At 57.9% G+C, this 19,744-nt stretch carries 17 protein-coding genes; 1 reads left to right on the top strand and 16 read right to left on the bottom strand.

Annotation, left to right across the window (positions count from 1 at the left end):
* Window positions 1-38: 38 nt before the first annotated feature.
* The 16 genes from Q672_RS18610 to Q672_RS18545 form a co-directional block, all read right to left on the bottom strand.
* The gene (locus Q672_RS18610; protein ID WP_022983907.1) at window positions 39-1,661 is read right to left on the bottom strand and encodes a parallel beta-helix domain-containing protein; all 1,623 of its coding nucleotides are present in this window, start codon (window positions 1,659-1,661) and stop codon (window positions 39-41) included.
* Window positions 1,662-1,949: 288 nt separating this feature from the next.
* On the bottom strand, window positions 1,950-3,002 hold the full coding sequence (locus Q672_RS18605; RefSeq protein WP_022983906.1) for a helix-turn-helix domain-containing protein: 1,053 nt from the start codon (window positions 3,000-3,002) through the stop codon (window positions 1,950-1,952).
* A 439-nt stretch (window positions 3,003-3,441) separates the two neighbouring features.
* The gene (locus tag Q672_RS33760; RefSeq protein ID WP_022983905.1) at window positions 3,442-3,861 is read right to left on the bottom strand and encodes a hypothetical protein; all 420 of its coding nucleotides are present in this window, start codon (window positions 3,859-3,861) and stop codon (window positions 3,442-3,444) included.
* A gap of 154 nt (window positions 3,862-4,015) precedes the next feature.
* Window positions 4,016-4,351, bottom strand: a complete 336-nt coding sequence (locus Q672_RS18600) for a hypothetical protein (protein WP_022983904.1) — start codon at window positions 4,349-4,351, stop codon at window positions 4,016-4,018.
* Complete coding sequence (locus Q672_RS18595) at window positions 4,348-5,175, bottom strand: DUF3325 domain-containing protein (RefSeq protein WP_022983903.1); 828 nt, start codon at window positions 5,173-5,175, stop codon at window positions 4,348-4,350. Before Q672_RS18595 ends, Q672_RS18600 begins: the two co-directional genes overlap by 4 nt.
* Complete coding sequence (locus Q672_RS34090) at window positions 5,172-5,486, bottom strand: hypothetical protein (RefSeq protein ID WP_022983902.1); 315 nt, start codon at window positions 5,484-5,486, stop codon at window positions 5,172-5,174. The genes Q672_RS18595 and Q672_RS34090 overlap by 4 nt, the downstream gene beginning before the upstream one ends.
* Window positions 5,483-7,051 (bottom strand): PepSY-associated TM helix domain-containing protein, encoded by a 1,569-nt coding sequence (locus Q672_RS18585; protein WP_200866006.1) that lies wholly within the window; start codon window positions 7,049-7,051, stop codon window positions 5,483-5,485. Before Q672_RS18585 ends, Q672_RS34090 begins: the two co-directional genes overlap by 4 nt.
* Window positions 7,052-7,504: 453 nt before the next feature.
* On the bottom strand, window positions 7,505-8,881 hold the full coding sequence (locus Q672_RS18580) for a class II fumarate hydratase (protein ID WP_022983900.1): 1,377 nt from the start codon (window positions 8,879-8,881) through the stop codon (window positions 7,505-7,507).
* Window positions 8,882-8,904: 23 nt separating this feature from the next.
* Window positions 8,905-9,072: a hypothetical protein gene (locus Q672_RS34195; protein ID WP_158586905.1), complete on the bottom strand. Its 168-nt coding sequence runs from the start codon at window positions 9,070-9,072 to the stop codon at window positions 8,905-8,907.
* Window positions 9,073-9,212: 140 nt separating this feature from the next.
* The gene (locus Q672_RS18575) at window positions 9,213-11,438 is read right to left on the bottom strand and encodes a TonB-dependent receptor (protein ID WP_022983899.1); all 2,226 of its coding nucleotides are present in this window, start codon (window positions 11,436-11,438) and stop codon (window positions 9,213-9,215) included.
* Between the two features lie 220 nt (window positions 11,439-11,658).
* On the bottom strand, window positions 11,659-12,642 hold the full coding sequence (locus tag Q672_RS18570; RefSeq protein WP_022983898.1) for a FecR domain-containing protein: 984 nt from the start codon (window positions 12,640-12,642) through the stop codon (window positions 11,659-11,661).
* Window positions 12,642-13,214 carry a sigma-70 family RNA polymerase sigma factor gene (locus tag Q672_RS18565; RefSeq protein ID WP_022983897.1) on the bottom strand — a complete coding sequence of 191 codons (573 nt, stop codon included), beginning with the start codon at window positions 13,212-13,214 and terminating at the stop codon, window positions 12,642-12,644. Before Q672_RS18565 ends, Q672_RS18570 begins: the two co-directional genes overlap by 1 nt.
* 162 nt (window positions 13,215-13,376) lie before the next feature.
* Window positions 13,377-15,854, bottom strand: coding sequence for a TonB-dependent siderophore receptor (locus Q672_RS18560; RefSeq protein WP_022983896.1), 2,478 nt, complete (start codon window positions 15,852-15,854; stop codon window positions 13,377-13,379).
* Between the two features lie 104 nt (window positions 15,855-15,958).
* Window positions 15,959-16,942 carry a FecR domain-containing protein gene (locus Q672_RS18555; RefSeq protein ID WP_022983895.1) on the bottom strand — a complete coding sequence of 328 codons (984 nt, stop codon included), beginning with the start codon at window positions 16,940-16,942 and terminating at the stop codon, window positions 15,959-15,961.
* Entirely contained in the window at window positions 16,943-17,470 is a 528-nt protein-coding gene (locus Q672_RS18550) for a sigma-70 family RNA polymerase sigma factor (protein ID WP_022983894.1), read from the bottom strand.
* Window positions 17,471-17,540: 70 nt separating this feature from the next.
* Window positions 17,541-17,921 (bottom strand): GreA/GreB family elongation factor, encoded by a 381-nt coding sequence (locus Q672_RS18545; protein ID WP_022983893.1) that lies wholly within the window; start codon window positions 17,919-17,921, stop codon window positions 17,541-17,543.
* Window positions 17,922-18,345: 424 nt separating this feature from the next.
* On the opposite strand from Q672_RS18545, the gene Q672_RS18540 reads away from it, so the two are divergent.
* Window positions 18,346-19,713, top strand: a complete 1,368-nt coding sequence (locus Q672_RS18540; RefSeq protein ID WP_022983892.1) for a WS/DGAT/MGAT family O-acyltransferase — start codon at window positions 18,346-18,348, stop codon at window positions 19,711-19,713.
* Window positions 19,714-19,744 lie beyond the last annotated feature (31 nt).

Genomic DNA, 19,744 nt, shown 5'->3' with positions numbered 1-19,744 from the left:
GGCGAACGTTGGTTCGCCTCCTGCACATGCCAGCGGGATTAAAGTGCGCATGCCGCTTCAGAAAGGTCATCGCCAGTGCAGCCATAGACCACACCGTTGATGCTGGCGGTGGAGGGCGGCAGGCGATTGTGCGCGCAGTTCAGGAGTGAGGAGCCGATCATGGGCTCGATCAGCAAGCTGGGAACGGGGGCAGTGAAACCTGCATTCCAGTTGTTGGGGTCTAATGGGTCGGTGCCGAAAACCTGGCCGGTGTTAACGTCGTCGTAGCTCGTGGCCGGGTTGCCGTTGACATTATCGTTGGCACAGATCTGGTCTTCCTGGCCGTAGGGCTGATAGCTCACACCGTCTGCCTCAGCTTGAGAGCCAGCGGGAATGAAGTCCTGAAACGCTACCAGTTGCCCCGCATTGGCGAGCAGTTCGCCCACACCATCATAAAGAATGGCGGGGAATACCTGGGCCATGCCGCTAGCGTTATACGGTGAGGTATAACCGTTGATAATGTCGACCAGCAGGGAGCCCTGGGGGTTGGTGCCGTTGCGCGCGATAAAATTATTGTGCGCATAAACGTTGCGGACCAGCGGGGTCCAGCCATTGGTCATGGCCTGCCCATACTTGCTGGGGTAATTGGCCAGGTCATCGTCAGCGAGAAGATAGCTGGCAATGGCGATGGCGGTGGTTTCGTTATCGGTGATGTCGTTGTTATAAATTTCCACATCGCTGGTGGCGAACACCAGGATGCCAGTACCCGGAGGTGCAATGCCTACCGCACCGGCTCCGACATTGGGAGCATTGTTGGCATAGGCGGTGTTATTGAAGACACGGACATTGCCACCATAGGCATTGGTCAGGCCTGGCAGGTCAAATACCAGGATCCCCGCGGTATTCCCGGTAGCCATGTTGTTATACACATCGGCATTGATGGTGTTTTCGACTTCGATCCCGGCGACGTTTCGCACGGCAACATTGTCACGAATGACCACATCCCTGGACTGGCCGACATAAATACCTGCATCTGCAGAGCCCGCAGCATAGTTGTTTTCCAGCAGGACATTCTGGGATTGCAGCGGATACAGGCCATAGGCGCCATTATCCGATTCCAGCGGTCCTTCCCAGACGGTGGCGGTGTAAGCGAAATGCACGCCGCTGGCGTTGGTCACCTTGATGGCGTTCTTGTTGGATTCATACACGCCAAAGTCACGGATGGTCAGGTTGGTGCCGCCTTCAAAGCGGATGGAGTCATCACCGGTGGAATTGCTGAAATCCAGCTTGGTCGCTTCGATTCCGTGACCGGTCAAGACGACGCCGCTAGCGCTGTTGATCGTGATGGTTTCCGAGACCGTAAATTCGCCTTTGGGCAGTACTACGACGGCATTTTGCGGTATTTCAAACAGTGCAACTAATAGCGCTTCGGTAATATCATCGCCTTGCTGGGCGTCCGGGGCGACAAAGATTGCGTCACAGGGGAAGGTAAAGCCCGAGGTGCTTCCCCCAGCCTCACAGGTGTCGACTGTGCCGGAATTGCCGCTGTCCCCAGAGCCTTTTGTCTGGGTGATTTCGTCCCCATCGTTCACTTCAATACAGCCAGACAGCAACAGTGAGCTGGATAACAATCCAGCGGCAATGGCCGGGATTGTTTTTCGGCCGGTGCGGTTCTTCATCATGATCGTTTCTCCCGATTTATCGTTATAACGCCCGGAAGCCCTAAGGCGTTGGTGCTAAGAAAAACAACCTACCCGCGTCTGGGAGAGCGACCCAAAGACAACTGCTGTGCAAACCTGAAAAGTGCTGTGCAATACCTGACAAGGGTTATGCAAAAGTTGAAATTGGGCTGATCAAATTCTTCAACTGACTGTATTTAAAAAGGTTTTCAGATGGGCTCTGAGAGTGATCAGAATCAGGTGTTCGGCGTGAAAACGGCGGTTGGGGAGGGCGGCCGTCAGGCTGCAAGGCTATTTGGGTTGCTGGCTCTGGCGATATTCTGTTGGGGTTTGCTGTTTGATATCTTTGAAGGCCCGGTTGAATGAGCTCAGGGTTCGGTAGCCGATATCCAGCGCGATGTTTTGAATGGGGGTTTCGGGTTCGGTGACAAGCCGCTCACAGGCTTCTTCGATTCGCATCTGATTCACGTAGTCGTTGAAGTTGCGATAGTTGAACGTCACATTGATGATCGCCCGGACCCGGTATTCCGGCAGGGACATTCGGTTCGCCAGCATTTTCAGGGTCAATTTCTCGGTCCGGTAGAAGTGTTCCTCTTCCATGATTTGCTTGAGCTGAGCTGCCATCGCCAGGGGCTGCTCTTCTTTGGGCTCGGGCGCTGTTTCGACAACAACAGGGAGCGGTTCAGCTTTGGTATCGTCCGGGCTGGCAGGGGAGCGCTGCAGATCGAGCAACACGCCTTCCTGTCCTTTGAGTAAAAGGAAGCCCACCAGCAGGGTCGCAACGCCTACCGTTCCGGCCACCAGTTGACCGGTATCCAGCCCGTGATTCAGTGAGACGGTTACGCACAGCAGGGTTGCGCCGACGGACACCAGCAGGGCGATGCGCAGTTTTCGTCTGCCCTCGACCAGATCGTTGCGCCAGTGCGCAGCGGTAATCCACAAGCCGCAGAGAATCAGAAGGTACTCGGCGAATTGGGGAATCTTGAAACCCAGCCCGTGTAGCCACCAGGCCGCGTCAGGATCCGCCGCACCGAAGGGCCGACTCAAGGCTGGAGGAATAAAACTGTACAGGGCCAGGGCTACCCAGGCCCGGTGCGCTTTTGCTTCAGGCTTGGGGGAAAAGGCAAGCAAGCACAACAACCAGAATGCGGCAGGCAAGGTTGTCATCACGTCGCCCAGCAGCCACTGGAATTCGGGTTCTGCAACACGGCTCAGCAGGAAGGCGGCGGCGGCGATCAGCACCCAAAGAAAGACCTTGCCGACCAGCAGGTGTCTGAAGTCGCGCAGGACTACCAGAAACACAACCGCAAGGCAGCCCAGACTGAAGCCAGTGAGTAGTTGCATGCTCACTCAATCATTTCTCGTTCTTGTGGAGCGCCAGAATAGCACCAAACACGCTCGCGAATCTTTCCGTGCTTCCGGGAAAACGGTGGGCTTATCGTTTTATGTGGCCAGTGGTTGGTACGGCATTGAGGGTAGATTCGGGCAGGCAGCTCGCTGTGAGCCAATCACTGTTTGCGTTGTAAATACGCCTTGGCTGCCCGGTGCCCACTACAGTCTGAGCACACGATCATACCAAGCGTGGTGCTGCCAGCGAACCGCGCGTTGGCCATGGTCAGGCCTGATGTCAGGCTTTTCTTTGAAACGAAAATACGGCAGCAACCTCGAGCCTTGGCGTGTGCGATAGCGGTGTGATGATTGTCAGCAGTACCTCCAGCAATAGCAGGCATTGGCCAAGGGGCATTGCTATGCCGTGAATGGCAACGATTGCCAGTCCGGCCTGCTATTGCAGCGTTGGGGAATGCTCTTGCTGGTTCGTGAGTGCCTGGCTGACATGCCGGGTGCTCAGGCCTAACCGGTGCAGCGTATGCATGATTTCCAGCCGGGTCTGGCCTTTGCCCCGCGTCAGGGCCTGCTGCCGTTCCTGGCTTAGATTGGGTTGCGCCAAGGCATGGGTGAGGCTGGAGTGAGCTTTTTGTAGCGCGGCCAGGGCGCCATGGTGATGGCCTTGCAGGCGGTACAGATCTGCCAGGTTCTGGTAGCCGACAACCAGGGCGGCAACGATTTCTTCCGGGTCCAGCCAGTGCTGGAGCAGGGTGTTGGCCCGTTCGCAGGCGCTCAGGTAATGGCGCTCTGCGGTGTCGTAGTGGCCCTGGCCAAAGGCCGCGTTGCCTGCCTGGGTATCAAACTTCCACTTTTCCATGTGGCTCTCCTGAGGGTCGACACCGGCAATAACCGGAGATGTTGTTATTGTTGATAATCATTGTCGATTGATGGTCGCGCAACCCGATAACGGTTTCAAGGAAAATTTTCGCTCTGTGCTGGACCCCGGCTTAGGCGTGTTCTGAAACTATGGGTTACGGATAGGTCGAAGGCGCCAGGCCTTTGACGTCTTTCCAGTCCACTTCGAACATTTCACCCGGGCCGGCATCCATGATGATGTAGAAGGGCTGCTTCGGCAGGGGGAATTGCAGGCGCGATTGCTTGTCCAGTTTGTCGTTCACCAGGATGGTGTTGTCGTAGTCCAGCACTGTCATGGCGATGCCATTGGCGGCGCTGCCGTCATGGAATTGGCCGGTGCAGGTAATGTCTGTGCCGGTGAGTTCACAGCGGCATACCGGGGTGTGGGCGATCGCCGGACCGCACAGCAGCAAGGTGACAATCAGGGCGGAAAACCGCGGGACGAATTTCATGGTCGCTCCTTGATAAAGGTGGCCAGGCTCGGCGACAGACGTTCGATGGCGAGTGGCTGATGGTGAAAAGTGCCGTCGTTGCCTTCCACCGTTAGCCACAGGTCATCGGCCAGGGTGGCAGCCACAGGGATGGGGATCTGTACGGTCTTTTCTTCGCCGCGACCAAAGAAGGCATTGCCAGCGGCGGTAGTGCTGCGTGGCTCGCGTACCTTGAGAAAGGCCTGGCGAATCTCGCCTTCGCAGCGCTCGCAGAAGCGGATCACGAACTGTTTCAGGGGCACGTCCAGGGCAAGAATGTCCGGTGCTGCCTGCTCTTTTTCTGCGATCACGAAGGTCCAGGGGCCGATCTCGCCGCTTAAGGCATCGTCTCGCAGCAGCGGCTTCTGGCCGGAGCCGGCCAGTTGCCAGGCGAATACGGTGAGCGGCAGGGCAATGACGGTCAGGGCCACGGCGATTTTTGCCGGGCCGGCCGGGACCGGGTCGGGGGCCACGGGAATGCGCGTTTTACCTGCGGCGTTTTTTCGCGCCGGGCGCTGGGGTTTGACCGGTTGCCAGGGCCAGCGGGGCAGGGCAAAGACCAGAGCGACACCGGCCAGGGACAGCCAGCCGAACCAGGTGACAGAGCCAATGCTGAAACGCCACTGCACCGTGGCAAGGATCAGGGCGGTACCAAGCAAGGCCCAGCCTGTTATTTTGGCAAGACGGGAGGCCTGCGCTGAAAGAGAGCGTTGCAACAGATGTTTGCTGTGCCGGGGCATGGCCAGTGCCAGGCAGGTAAAACCGGCAAAGGTGATCAGAAGTAGCGTCAAATTTAACAGGGTCATGCGCCACCTTCTGGCATCAGCCACAGGATCAACGGTGCACACGCCAGACTGCCGATCAATAAGCCCAGCCACACGGTGCGTAGCCGTTTGCTGCTGAAGGCCCAGATGATGATTAGCGCATACAAGATAAAACCGAGCATGGTGCTGGTAGCGATGGCTTCGGCCTGTGGCAGGGGCAAGATCAGCGACAGCAACAACAGCACCATCGATGAAAGCACATAGCCACCGACAAAGGCGGCCACAACCCGAGAGAAAACGGCCCATCGGTAGCGGGCGCTATCACTGAACATACGGTTACACAGGGCGCTCATACTGATGTCCCCTGACTAATGTCGGAGAGCCAGCGTCGTCGCACCTTGATGGCCATCCAGGCAAAGGCGGCTCCGAGGCCCAGCATGGTCAGATCAAAGCCGGCCAGTACCCACTCGCCGGCGGTGAGCGTCATGCCCAGGTGCTTGTCGGTGGTGAGCAGGTTCAGCAGCGGGATCAGCGAAAAGGCGGCTGCGGCCAGCCAGAGAATTTCCACCCAGGCCTTGCGGATATCCCGGAAGCAGGCGTAGAGGAAGGCTTCGCCCCATAATAAAAACAGCACATTGGCTTCCCAATTGGCGCGCTCGGCGAGATCCACCGGCAGCAGGCGGTTGGCCCAGAAGTAGCCAGCAACCCCCAGTGGCAAGCCGGCGATAGTGGCCACGTTGAGGGCTTCTATCAGCTGCATGTTGATGCTGTCGTGCCCTGGAAGGGGCTGGTGTCGTCGACGTTTCACGGTCCATAACACCAGACCGGTGGCGATCATGGCACAGCCCAGCAGTCCCGCAGCAAAATACAGCCAGCGCAGCCATGGGCCAGCAAAGCGGCCTTCGTGCAGGGCGGTGATGATTTGCCGGGTGCGGGAGGTGGTTGTGCCGTAGGGGCCCGTAGGCAAGGCCTCACCGGTGGTGGCGTTAAAGGCCAGTTTTTCGCCGTCGTACCAACGTAGCCGATCAATATGGATGCGCTGGATCTCCACCCGTGGACTCTCGCCGGTATCATGCTGGATAAAGACGGACTGGATTTGTTGTTCTCCCCAGGCTTGATCAGCCTTGGCCAGCATTGGGGCAAGGGTAGCCTGTGGCCGTGTGGCAGCCTGGTGATCATGGTTCTCTGCGTAGAGGTCGTCGAAGTAACGGTCGCGGCTTTCGCGGTCCGGTCCATACAGGGCGGCCATACCGGCAGGCATGTAGGTGGTGTCGAAGAACACCAGGCCGCTGTAGGTGATCATGATGAAGAACGGCAGGGCCATTACGCTGATCACATTGTGGGCATCCAGCCAGCTTCTCTGTCCCTTGCCCGGGCGGAAGGTGAAGAAATCCTTGAAGATCTTCTTGTGGGTAATGACCCCGGTGATGATGGCCATGAACATCAGCAGGGTGCAGATGCCCACCAGATAATAAGCCAGCAGCAAGTCCATGTAGTGCAGGCGATAGTGCATTTCATAGAGCAGCTCGCCGCCCCCGGTGGCTCGTACCGGGGGGCTTTCCTGATGTTCACCGGTGAGTGGATTGAGGGTGGCGTTGCCACGGGCACCATGGTCATGGCCGGGTTCGGGCAGATCTTCCCAGCGAATTTCAAAATTCTGCCAGCCTCGGTTGACCGGAGAGTAATGTGGCAGGGTGATTTGCCAGTGCGCGGCGTGGGGGGCTCGTTGTTCCAGCTGGTCCAGCGCCAGCGATATCATGGCGTCACGGCCGCTGGTTGGCAGGGCCTCTACCAACGGTCGTTCCGGTTCCATCCAGCGGGTGATTTCGTAGTGGAAATACCCGGCGGTGCCGGTCACAAACATGAAAAACAGCACCCAGCCCACCACCAGTCCGGTCCAGGTGTGCAGCCAGGCCATGCTTTGTCGGAAACCTTCTTTCATACCCCGCGGGATGACCTCGTATTATTGAATTGCTGATAAAAAACCGCCCCGACCGGCTGGCCGGGGCGTTGCTTGTCAAAGGAGCTTGCCCGAGGGCATATCAGGTTTGAGGCTGTTTTTTTCTTGCCCTCGTATCTCATAGACGAATGAGAAGAGAAAAAGGTGAAGACAATCCTGATTTTTTTTGTGGTTTTTGGATGGTTGCCGTCAATGCCGTTTGCAATGGCATGTTTTGTGGACAATGGATGTTGAATCCAGCGGCTCTCTGTCGCTGGATTGGCTGTGTGCAAGCTTCCATCGAAAACTGCTAGCAGGAGAGAATGGTCAGCTCCCTCGCAGATCAACAGGCCGTTTATACAGAGGATGTCGCAGGGTTGGCGTGGGAGCTGAAGGGCTGCTAACCCTGTTCCTTAACGTCATCCCGTTGTTTTACAGGCCGCCTTTGGTGAGCTTGGCCGGGTCAAGCAGGCGCTCCAGTTCCTCATGACTCAGGTCGGTGTTTTCTGCTGCCACTTCGACGATGGGGCGTCCTTCCTTGTAGGCCTGCTTGGCGATCTCAGCGGCTTTTAAATAGCCAATGAGGGGGTTGAGCGCAGTGACCAGAATCGGGTTGCGGGACAGGGCTTCGTTGAGCTTGTCCTCTCGCACGGTGAAGGTGGCGATGGCCTTGTCGGCCAGAAGGTGGCTGATGTTGGTCAGCAGCGCGATACTTTCCAGCAGGTTTTTCGCCACCAGCGGCAGCATGACATTCAATTCGAAGTTGCCGGATTGGCCTGCGACGGTGATGGTGCTGTCGTTGCCGATTACCTGGGCTGCCACCATGGTAGCGGCTTCTGGAATTACCGGGTTGACCTTGCCTGGCATGATGGAGGAGCCAGGCTGCAGCGCCTGTAGTTCAATTTCGCCCAGGCCAGCCAGTGGGCCGGAGTTCATCCAGCGGAGATCGTTGGCGATCTTCATGATGGAGACGGCGGTGGTTTTGAGCTGACCGGATACGGCCACGGCGATGTCCTGGGAGCCGATGTGGGTAAAGAAGTTCCTGGCGGGGGTAAAGGTGATCCCGATGTGTTCGCTGAGGCATTGGGCAAAAACGGCTGCAAAGTCCGGGTGGGCATTGATGCCTGTGCCTACGGCAGTGCCGCCCAGGGCCAGGCTCTGGATGCTCGGCTGCAGTTGTTTCAGATGCGTGATGTTGTGTTCGATTTGATCAGCCCAGGCATTGAGGCTCTGGCTCATGCGTACGGGCATGGCGTCCATCAAATGGGTGCGGCCGGTTTTCACATATTGGTCCACCTGCTCTGCTTTCTTGCGGGTGGTCTCCATCAGGTGGGTCAGGGCGGGGAGTAGCTGCTGTTCCAGCTCGATGGCGGCGCTGATATGGATGGTCGAGGGGATGATGTCGTTGCTGCTTTGGCCAGCGTTAATGTGGTCGTTGGCGCCTACATGGTTGCCGTAAATGCGGGTTGCCAGGGTGGCGAGTACCTCGTTGGCGTTCATGTTGGAGCTGGTGCCTGATCCGGTTTGGTACACGTCAACCGGGAAGTGTTGCATGAAATCACTGTCTATCAGGTCGTCTACTGCTTTGCGGATGGCATCGGCCATGTCTGATGGGATTTGTTCCAGTGCACCGTTGGCAGTGGCGGCGGCACGCTTGGCCAGTAGAAGGGCCCGAATGAAAGGCGCGGGCAGAGGTTGGCCACTGACCGGGAAGTTGTTCACGGCTCGTTGCGTTTGGGCGGCGTACAGCGCGTCTGCCGGGACGTGAAGTTCTCCCATGCTGTCTTTTTCAATACGAGTTTTGCTCATACGGTGCGATTCCTCTGGTGGCATCAGTTAGGGCTGCGCCCGGCAAATGTGTTGGACAGCGACGACCGTGTTGGCGCAGGTTTGCGGTTAACCTGCGTGGTGTCATTGGCGATTTCCTGAAGTGAGCCCGATGGAGTGACGATTTCGTCAAGATCCAGACAACGCTGATGGCGAAGGGAGGTGTCATCCATGAATGCGCCAAGCCGTAGTCAAGATTGTGCTTCCCAGCGGTTGCCGGTACAAGCGGCATAACACTGGACTTTGTGAGCGGCACACAACGCAGAAGGCAGCCCGGAGGCTGCCTTCGTTTCGACAACGGATTAACCTTGCATCAGAAGTTGTAGCGTACGTCCATGTTGATAGAGCGACCAGGTTCCAGCAGGGTTTCCACAGTAGGGAATTCCTGGCCGTAGCTGGCGCGTTCGGTGTATTCCTCGTTATTCAGGTTGTCTACAGACAGGCGAAGTGACAGGGCATCAATCGGTGTGTAGTTCACGTACACATCTACGACCGTGTAGCTATCCTGCTTTTCACCCAGACCGCGGGATTCGAGGTCGTCGTTTTCCAGAGCAATTTCTGTAGTCAGTCCCAGTGCCCATTGGGTGTTGGGCCAGTTCAGCTCACCGCTGATGGCAATCTGTTCACCCAAGGGGACGGTGAAGTAGTTGCCGTCATAGGAGGTGGCATACTCATCGTCCATTTTCGAATCGATGTCGGCATAGGTGATTGCCAGGCGTCCGCGCGGCGCGTTGTAGCCGAGAGTGGCATCAAAGCCGTCGATGTCGAAATCGGAGTACAGATCCGGGCCGCCACCCCAGGTGGGTACCCGGGCATCACGAATGCCGGTTTCGAACTGGTTGGCCGAGACAAAGAAGCCGTTCCAGTTGGCCTTGAAGCCGACGGTGTGGTTGTGGGCCTTCACCGGCATCATATCGCCATAAACCCAGGCGCCGTTGAGGATAAAGTTTTCGGCAAGAGCGGTACCGCCCCAGACATCGGCATAGCCAGCATTGATAGCAAAGTGCTCGTTGAAGTGGAATTCGGCGAACACATTGGAGCTGGTACCTTCGTCGTCGTGTTTGGAGTCGTCGGTGCCGGTGAAGTCTTGCTGGTCATAGCGCAGGCCGTAAGAGAGGTCCAGGCGCTGGAACAGGTTCTGACGGAACTGCACAAAGGCACCGGTGTTTTCAGCGCTTTCTTCCAGATCCGGGGCGCCGTCAAACTGGAACACCGCGCTGTCATCGTAGTAATCCAGGCCGGCGGTGATATCCACGAAACCGGTGTGGAAGGTGTTCTTGGCCGTAGCCGAGGTGCTTTCGGTAATGCCGGTATAGACCACGGTGGTGCTGGGTGCGGCCAATGGGTTCTCGCTGGTTTTCAGCTCGGTTTCATTGTTGGCAACGGTGATTTCCGGATTCCATAAACCACTGCCGGTGAGACGGCTGTATCCCAGCACGGTGTTCTGGCGGGTCAGGTCATAGTTGCGCGAATCCGGCACGGGACGCCCTGCGGTGAGACCGGAAAAGTTGGCGCGATAGGGGCGTTCGGAATCGTCATTGACCTGCTCGTGGCTCAATTCGATGCGGCCCATGTCTTCGTTTTCGTAGGCCAATTTGGCCAGGCCGCTGAGCAAGCCGGGCTCGGTGTAGGGGACGTTGTCGCCGTTGGCATCTTCGTAGTGGTTGCCTTCTACCTGCTTCACATAGCCGAGCGCTTCAAAGCCATTGCTGCGGCCGAACAGGGAGCCGGCAGTGGTTACTGCATCGCCGTTAGAGGCGTAGCGACCATGCAGAAATCCTCCCAGATTATCGCCGGGAGCAAGCATGTCAGCGACGTCGACGGTTTCATACTTCAGCGCGCCGCCCAGTGCGCCGGGACCATCGTCGGCAGCGGCGACACCGGCAGAGGCGCTGACAGATTTCAGTAGCGACGGATCAATCAAGGTGGTGGCGTTGTGGTGAAAGATTTTGTTGTTCTGGCGTGCGCCATCCACGGTCACCAGCAGGGCGGTTTCTTCCACGCCACGTACGTAGACTTTTTCGTTAATGGGGATGGAGCCACCCACAGATACAGACGCTTCGTTACGGAACAGGTCCTTGGTGTCCTGGGGCTGCAGCCGGGTGATGTCGGCATAATCGTAATCGACGATGTCTTGCGGGCTTTGCTGGGTCACGGTCACATTAACCGGGTCCAGGACATTGGCGGCGTTGTCGTCTGCACCACGCAGGGCAAAGGAACCATCGCTCTGGCGGCTGGCGGTCATACCGGTGCCGGAGAGCAGACGGGTAAGGGCTTCTTCTGGCGTATAGCTGCCTTGCAAGCCGGGGCTTTGTTTGCCCGCGGCGAGTTGCATGTCGCCAGCGATCAGTACGCCGGAGGCGCTGGAGAACTGGGTGAGGACGGTGTTCAGCGGACCGGCCGGAATATTGTATTGCTGCGCGCCGGCAAATTCTTCGGCATGGGCGGCCAGCGGCAAAGCCAGCGGCACACTCAGGCCCATGGCCAGGCTCAATGTCAGGGCGCGCATGGCGGCAGGGGTATGTTGAAAGCGTTTCACGGTATCTCCTCTTGTCAGTATGGGATGTCCCCGGCGCATCCTTGTGACGGGGTTTAACTGACATATCGAACAAGGCGGCTGAAAGCGGAAAATTTTTTTCAGGTTTTTTGTGCCGTTGAGCGAGTGGCCGATGGTTGCGGCAGGGTGGCAATCGGCGAATGCCGATCCTATCCGTCATCCTGACCACGCTGGCAGAGGTGGGCTCGCGCCCATATCCGCCCTAGGGTGTTGCGGGTGCGGGTTCGATGCGGGTCCACCACGGCAGGGGCTGGTCGATGCGGATCGGTAGTGCCTTCTCCAGCATGCCCAGTGCCTGCTCCGGATTGTCCAGCGGGAAGCCGCCAAACACACGCAGATCGGCCACCCGGGGTGACAGCTGGATATGGCCGTGTTGGTAACGCCCCAATGTATCAATCAGGTCTGCCAGACGGATGTCTTCGGCGATGATCCTTTTCTTGTGCCAGGCTTGCTGGCTCAGGCGTGCAGGTTCCGGTGGGGCGATGTGGCCCTGGCGGAAGCGGGTCTGTTCAAACCGCTTCACGACAGTGCGCTGCTGGTGCCGGGTGGTGATTTCCACGGCGCCTTCGTACACCGACAGGAAGGTTTCATGGTCGCCCCGGCGAACAGAAAAACGGGTACCCAGCGGGCGCAGTTCCCCCTGCGGGGTGTAGACCACCAGCGGGCGGGTGTCTGCTCCTGTCTGGATCAGTATCTCACCCCGAATCAACTGGATCTGACGCAGCGGGCCTTCCATGAAAGTGTCCACGGCGGAGTCGGTGTTGAGCCAAAGCTGAGTGCCGTCAGCCAGCGTCCACTGCTGAATGTCGCCCGTACCGGTGCGGTACTGCGCCTGCCAGGCTGCGGCGATTTGTGGCAGCGATGTCTGTTGCCAGCCGAACCAGCCCAGCCCCAGCGTGCCGAGTGCTGCGCCCATGCCCTTGATCATGGTGCGCCGTTGCAGCCGGTTGGTTCTGGCCTGTTGCAGGGTGGCTTCGGTGTGATCGGGGTGGTTGCCGGTGGCGGCACTGAATTGCTGTTCGATCCGCTCTACCAGCTGCCAGCCCAAAACGTGGTCCGGGTGTTGTTTCAGCCAGGTCAGCCAGCGCTGGTTATCCTTGGGGCTGGCATCGCCGGAACGCAGCAGGGCGAACCAGTCGGCGGCATCGCTGAGTACCTGATGGTCAATGTGGGCGTGGTCTGTCATCACGAGATACGTTTCTCAGCATTGCCAATCGTTTCTGCGGGAGAGTCGCCAAGGATGTGTCCTTCCAGTCGCGCCTGCAGGCGCAGGCAGGCAAGCATGGCTTTGGAAAGATAGTTGCGCACGGTGCGTTCTGAAACATTCAGCCGTTGGGCGATTTCACGGCCGGTAAGGCCATGCACCATGGATTGAAGGAAGGCGTCGGCCACGGGCTCGGGCAGGCGTCGCAGCATGGCATCCACTTCGATCAGGGCTTCCATGGCGGCGGTCTGTTGCTCGGCGGAGGGGGCTTCCTGCTCGGGATGGCTGGCCAGCGTATCCAGCCAGGCCTGCTCGATTTCGCGGCGTCGCCACAAGTCCACACACAGTCCCCGTGCCATCCGGCTCAAGTAGGCGCGGGCGGTGTACTGATTCAGGTACCGGGGTTTGGTGAGTAGACGAATAAAGGCGTCGTGCGCGAGGTCGGCGGCATCATCGGTATTGCCCAGCCGGCGCCGCAACACCTGGTGCAGCCAGCCGTGGTATTCGCTGTATAACGTTTCTACGGACAGGGAGTCCTGTATCGCCCCGGACATGATCACGCCCCCAGAGTCTGTGACCAAATAATGAACGGGCAGTCTAAATGGGAATGGGTATCATTACAATGGTCAATCGGGAGGCCATGATGGCACTGTTTGAGCGGCGTGTTGCCGCTTGCCTGCCAGGCTCGCTGAGGGAGCCCGGCAGGCGGCAGTGGATTACCAGCGATAATTGACGGTACCGAGCACACTTCGGGTTTCCCCGTAATAGCACTCACTGTCGTTGCAGTTAGACACGTATTCCTTGTCGGTCAGGTTGCGTGCATTAACGGCAAATTCCCACTGTCCAACCTCATAGCCGATCAGTGCATCAAACAAGGTGTAGTCGGGTATTTTGGCGGGTGATTCTTCATTGGCGCCAAGGGTCGAGCCGGTATAACGCGCTCCCGCTCCCAGTTTCATGCCAAATCGGAAGGTGTAGTCAGTCCACAGTGAAAATTGATGCTCCGCGTAGTTGAACGATCGCTTGCCAATCTCTGCCGGGTTGGCGCTATCGGTGACATCGGCTTCCGGTGTCCAGCTGTAAGCGGCTTTGAGATCCATTCGGGTAAGGATTTCCAGGGTGGCTTCCAGTTCGATACCCCGGACAGTGACCTCGCCGGTATTGCGGGGGGCAAAGCTGGTGTCGTAAGTCACATAGTTCTGCCGCGCGAGATCGAAAGCCGCGATGCTGTAAGTGTTCCGGGTGCCTGGCGGCTGGTAGCGCATGCCGACTTCGTACTGTCGCCCTGTTTCCGGGTCGAAGGGGTTGCCGGTGGCCGGGTCCAGGGTGGCGGTCGGAGAAAAGGATTCGGAGTAACTGAGGTAGGGCGCCAGGCCGTTGTCTGCCAGGTAGACCAGTCCTGCTCGTCCACTGAAATGATCGTCTGATTGTTTTTCGCTTGCGCTGGCGAGTCGGTCATCGTTCTCAATGACGGCATGATCGAACCGCCCGCCCAGTGCGATCACCCAGCGGTCATCGAACTTGATTTGGTCTTGCAGATACACACCGGTTTGCTTGAGCACGGTGTTTGCATCGATGAAAGGTGCTGGTGTCAGTGTCACGTCGGCCCCATAGACCGGGTCGTATACGTCGATCGGTGCCACGGTTCCGCCCCAATACGCGACGGTGTCAAAATCGGAACGCTGATAATCAAGGCCAACTAGCAAGGTATGCTTCCAGCGTCCGGTAAGCCAGTTAGCTTCTAGCTGGTTGTCCAGCGTTAGCTGCTCGGCGGATTCGTTGCTGCCGAAGGGGGTGCGCGCCACCAGCCGGAAATTCTCCGCTGCACTGGGGTTGCCCGCGTTGACGGTGACGAATCGCGGGCTGTAGAAGGAACGATATCGGGTATCGAATTCACCGTAGCGGGCGTTCTGGCGAACGGTCCACGTGTCGTTGATGTGGTGCTCAAACAGGTATCCGACCATCCATTGTTCCTGGTTGTATCGACTGAAGTCGGGCTCACCCCAGAACGTTGAAGCGGAAATCTCGCCATTTGGGTTGGGTAGCAAGGTGCCCTGTACCGGGAAGTTGCTCCAGTTCGAGGCAACCTTCATATCCAGATATTCAGCCAACAGGGTCAGCTGTGTGTCGTTGGATGGGCGCCAGGTCAGTGCAGGGGCAATATAGGTACGGTCGTTGGGCAGGCCGTCCCCGACGGATAGCTCGGCATCTCTTTGCAAGGCCGTCAGGCGGTAGAGCCATTTCCCTTCGCTGTCTGCCGGTCCTGAGACATCTGCCGCAATTTGTTTGCGGTCATCGCTGCCAATCTGTGCGCTGATTTCCCCTCTGGCGGTGCGGGTTGGTCGTTTGCTTACCACATTGATCAGTCCGCCTGCGGAGTTTTGGCCATACAGTACGGAAGACGGGCCGCGCAGATATTCAATACGCTCAATGCCATAGTTTTCAGTTTGCCAGACGGCCCAGTTGCCGGTGTTACGTAACTGCAGGCCGTCCTGATAGAAGCCCGGGGAATAAGCGTCAAACCCGCGCAGGTATACCCAGTCATACTGTGAGTCGTTACCCCACGGGGTCGTGCTGACTCCCGGGGTATAGCTCAGTGCATCTTTGAGGGTGGTGGCGCCTGTCACTCTTACTTGATCGGCGGTGACGACGGAGATGGATTGTGGAATTTCAATGATGGGGGTGTCTGTCTTCGAGGCCGTTGCGCTGCGGGTGGCGGTAAAGCCTTCGACGGGACCATAGGCGGATTCGGCAACCGCGTCATCACTGACCACGACCGGTGCCAGTGTGACGGCATCTTTTGTTGCGCTCGTCAGGGTGACGGTGTTTTCACCATTAAAGTGAAACTGGATTCCCGAACCGGATAGCAGCTGCTGCAGACCTTCGCTGACGGTGTAGTCGCCTTTCAGCCCTTCGCTGGTTTTGTTGCGAGTCAGCTCGCCGGAACCGGTCAGGTAGAGGTTTGTTTGTTGCGCAAAACGGTTCAGGGCGCTGGACAGCGTACCGGCAGGAATATCAAAGCGGGTACGTTGCTGGCTCTCGCTGGCGGTTTGGGCATGGGCGGCCTGCGTTGACAGCATCGTTGCCGTCAACGTGGCGGCGACCATCCCGGTGACTACCAGTTGAGTGGTGAGTAACAAGCTGATGCTGCGGCGTGCACGGTGCGCAACATTCGGTAAATGACCAAGTGGCATTCTCAAGACTCCCTGAGGGGTTAATATTTCTCGCTCTTCCCTCTACACGGACGAGAAACAAAAAGGGGAAGCCTCAACAGGTTTTTTTTCAGGAATAGATAGATTCACGGCTTGGGCTGTAATGTCACCCACCAAGGCAAATGCCGGGTTACCTGAATGGGGAGTGCGCTTTCCAGCATGGCGAGAGCATGGTCCGGCTTGTCGATGGGGTAGGTGCCTATCACATTCAGATTGGCGATCGTGGGGTCCACGGCCAGGTATCCGTGGCGATAACGACTGAGTTCTGTCACCAGGGTCTTTAGCGGAATCGCGTCAGCGATGATCAGGCCATGTTGCCAGGCCACCTGCGCAGTGTTTGCCTTGCCGGGAGGATCGATGTGGTGGCGGGTAAAGGTGGTTTTTTCCCCCGCTTTCAGGACAAGCCCGGGGCCGCCCGCTGTTCTGATTTCCACAGCCCCCTGGTAGACGGCTATCTGTGTCTGCCCATCGCCTTGATACACACTGAAGCGCGTGCCAAGCGCACGCAAGCGTCCTTCCTGAGTGGTGACCACAAAGGGTCGGTTGTGCGAGTCTGTACCGGTTTCAATCAAAATCTCGCCACGCTGCAATTGGATATTGCGCAGCTGATCATTGTAGATAACATCCACGGCGCTGGCGGTATTCAGCCACAGCTGCCCCCCATCAAGCAGACTAATCTGGCGCTGCTCTCCTGTGGCCGTGGAGTAATCGGCCCCCAGGCTGAGGGCAAGTTGGCGAGTCGCTTCTGGTATAGGGGTGTATCGCCAGGTGAGCCAGGCGCCAACGCCAGCCAGGCCACTGCCCAACACTTTGCGTCGGCTGATCCGGCGGTTGCGCGTCTGCTCAAGGATGCGGTTGGCTCCTTCGCCGCCGGCTTGTTGTTTGGCCTGGAAAAATCGGTGGCCGACTTGCTCAACATATAACCAGGCTTGCTGATGCTGTGGGTCCTGATCGAACCAGGTCTGCCACTCTCGTTGTTCTTCCGGGGTTACGTTGTGATCCGCTAGTTGGGCAAACCATTCGGCCGCCTGCTGCAGGACGGGGTAGGGGGGAAGGTCGCGACTTGGCATTCACGTCACCGAATGGTGGTAACGGGCTTCGATTAGCATGCATTCCAGCATGGCCTTCGCCATGTAATTCTTGATAGTACGTTCCGACACGTTCAGCTTTACGGCGATCTTTTTGTAACTTAGACCCTCGATTTGGGAAAGGATGAAGGCTGCCGCCACTTTTTTGGGTAAACGCTGCAGCATCTCATCAATTTCGCAGAAGGTTTCCACAATAATGGCGTGTTCTTCTGGTGAAATGGCCAGAGGTTCTGGGCGAGAGGCAAGCACTTCAAGCCAGGCCTGCTCTACGGACTGTCGGCGCCAGAAATCGACGCAAAGTCGCCCGGCGACGGTACGCAGGTAGCTGCGGGGGGTACCCAGGTTATTCAGCTGCCGGGGGTGGGACAGGAGGCGCACGAAGGTATCTTGGGCCAAGTCAGCCGCCAATGAAGGGCAACCCAGGCGACGGCTAAGCCAATTCTGCAGCCATCCGTGATGCTCGCTATACAGCGTTTCCACTGACAGCGATTGTGGTGTCATCCCGGGCATACCCTTTTTTCCAGTGCGGTCAGGCAATAATGAAAGCGAATTCTAGATGGGAATGGGTATCATTACAATGTCAGCTGCGGCTGACGGCCAGAAGAGTCAGGTTTAACGGTTTTCCCCGGTGGTGCCAGAGGATGCTGGCGCCGATTTCCAGACCCAGCATTGCCGCGCCAGCGGCAGTGAGGATGGAAATGCCGTCAGCATAGTGCTCCAGTTCGCGGGGCATCACCAGAATGCGAACGTGCTCCTTGCCGGTGTCTTCGTTGCGGAACGTCAATTTGCTGCCGAGGCTGGCGACGTTGGCCGGTAGCATATCGGGGGCGACAACGGTTGCCCGCTCAAGCTCTCGATACAGAAACTCAATCTGCTCTGATTCGTCGTCGAGCCGCTCCAGCAACGCATAGAGCCGGTTCCTGTCCAGCTGGCTAACAGTAATCGGGGGTAGGGTGGTCATGATATTTTCCTGAGTATTAAGCCGAAAAGAGGGATGTGGGCTTCGCCGAACTCCCAGCATCACGGGCGTTCGGCGTCAGGAATGACGGGCAGGGGTGCTCACCGCTTGCAAAGACATGAAAGCGGAAAAGGAAAAGTTCAGGTCGCAAGGAGGGCGACGGTGAATCAAGCGGGTTGTCATGGGGCCAGATTAGCCGGTCGGTGTTTTTTGTCCAGTGGTGTTTTCGGTCAAGGCTGGGCAGGAAGGGCGACGTCGAGAGACTCGCCGGGTGGGGTATCTCTGCTTCCTGGAAACCGGTTACAGGCTTGTTCATGACTGGAGCGTCACTTACCAAATACAACCAATTCCATAGTGTTTTTTGCGGTAAAACCCGCATGATGGTCGGGGTGATCGGTGTGTATTCATAACAATAAGGAGCCTGTTAATGGCCAAGAAACTGTCCATCATGGATTCCGGCTGGCTGATGATGGAAACCCGGGAGACGCCCATGCATGTGGGGGGGCTGGCCTTGTTTGCCATCCCCGAGGAGGCGCCGGCGGATTACATGGAAAGCATTTACCGTTATCTGGTGGATGTGGAGGGTATCTGTCGTCCGTTTAACCAGAAGATCCAGTCTCACTTGCCGCTGCGAATGGACGCCGGTTGGGTGGAAGATACCTCGTTCGATATTGATTACCACGTTCGTCATTCTGCCTTGCCGCGGCCAGGGCGCGTGCGCGAGTTGTTGGCGCTGGTGTCGCGGTTGCATGCCCAGCGTCTGGACCCTGGCCGGCCGTTGTGGGAGAGCTACCTGATTGAAGGGCTGGAAGGGAACCGGTTTGCGCTCTACACCAAGATGCACCATTCCATGGTGGACGGGGTGGCCGGGATGTACCTGATGCAGTCGCGGCTGGCCACCAGCGCGCAGGATCGCCTGCCGGTGCCCTGGTCCGGCAAGTGGGAGGCCGGGCGCAAGCCACGCAAGAGTAGTGGTGCCCCTGCGGTGTCGGGCGTGAGCGGGATGAAAAACACCGTTAATAATCTGCGCCGGGGCAGTGGCCAGCTGGTGGATCTGTTGCGTCAGCCCCGCGATGGCAATGTGAAAACCATCTACCGGGCGCCCAAAACCCAGTTGAACCGACGTGTCACCGGCGCTCGCCGGTTTGCCGCGCAATCCTGGTCGCTACCTCGCATCAAGGCGGCGGCAAAACAGCATGGTGGTACCGTCAACGACATCTTTCTTGCCATGTGCGGTGGCGCACTGCGCCGCTACCTGTTGAGTCAGGACTCCCTGCCGGATGATCCGCTGGTGGCGCAGGTGCCGGTTGCGTTGCGTAGCGCAGACCAGGCGGCGGATGGTGGCAACGCGATTACTACGGTGCAGGTCAGTCTGGGAACCCATATCGACGATCCCCAGGCGCGCCTGGATGCCATTCAGGATTCCATGAAGGGGGTCAAATCCCGTCTGGGGGACATGCAGAAGGCAGAAATTGATGTCTATACGCTGCTCACCAATGTTCCGCTATCGTTAGGGCAGGTGACCGGACTTTCCGGGCGGGTGAGCCCCATGTTCAATCTGGTGATTTCCAATGTGCCAGGCCCAAAAGAGACGCTTTACCTGAATGGCGCCGAGATGCTTGCCACCTATCCGGTCTCGCTGGTGTTGCATGGCTATGCCCTGAACATCACGGTGGTGAGTTACAAGGATAGTCTGGAGTTCGGGGTGATCGGGTGTCGCGACACGCTGCCGCATATTCAGCGTTTTCTGGATTATTTCGAAGCCTCTCTTGCAGAGCTGGAGAGCCAGGCGTAGCCCACGTGCAGCCAAATTGAGACAAATTGTA

This window comes from Alcanivorax sp. P2S70, assembly GCF_000475295.1.
GTDB lineage: Bacteria > Pseudomonadota > Gammaproteobacteria > Pseudomonadales > Alcanivoracaceae > Alcanivorax > Alcanivorax profundi.
This window is presented reverse-complemented; position numbering and strand designations above follow the sequence as displayed.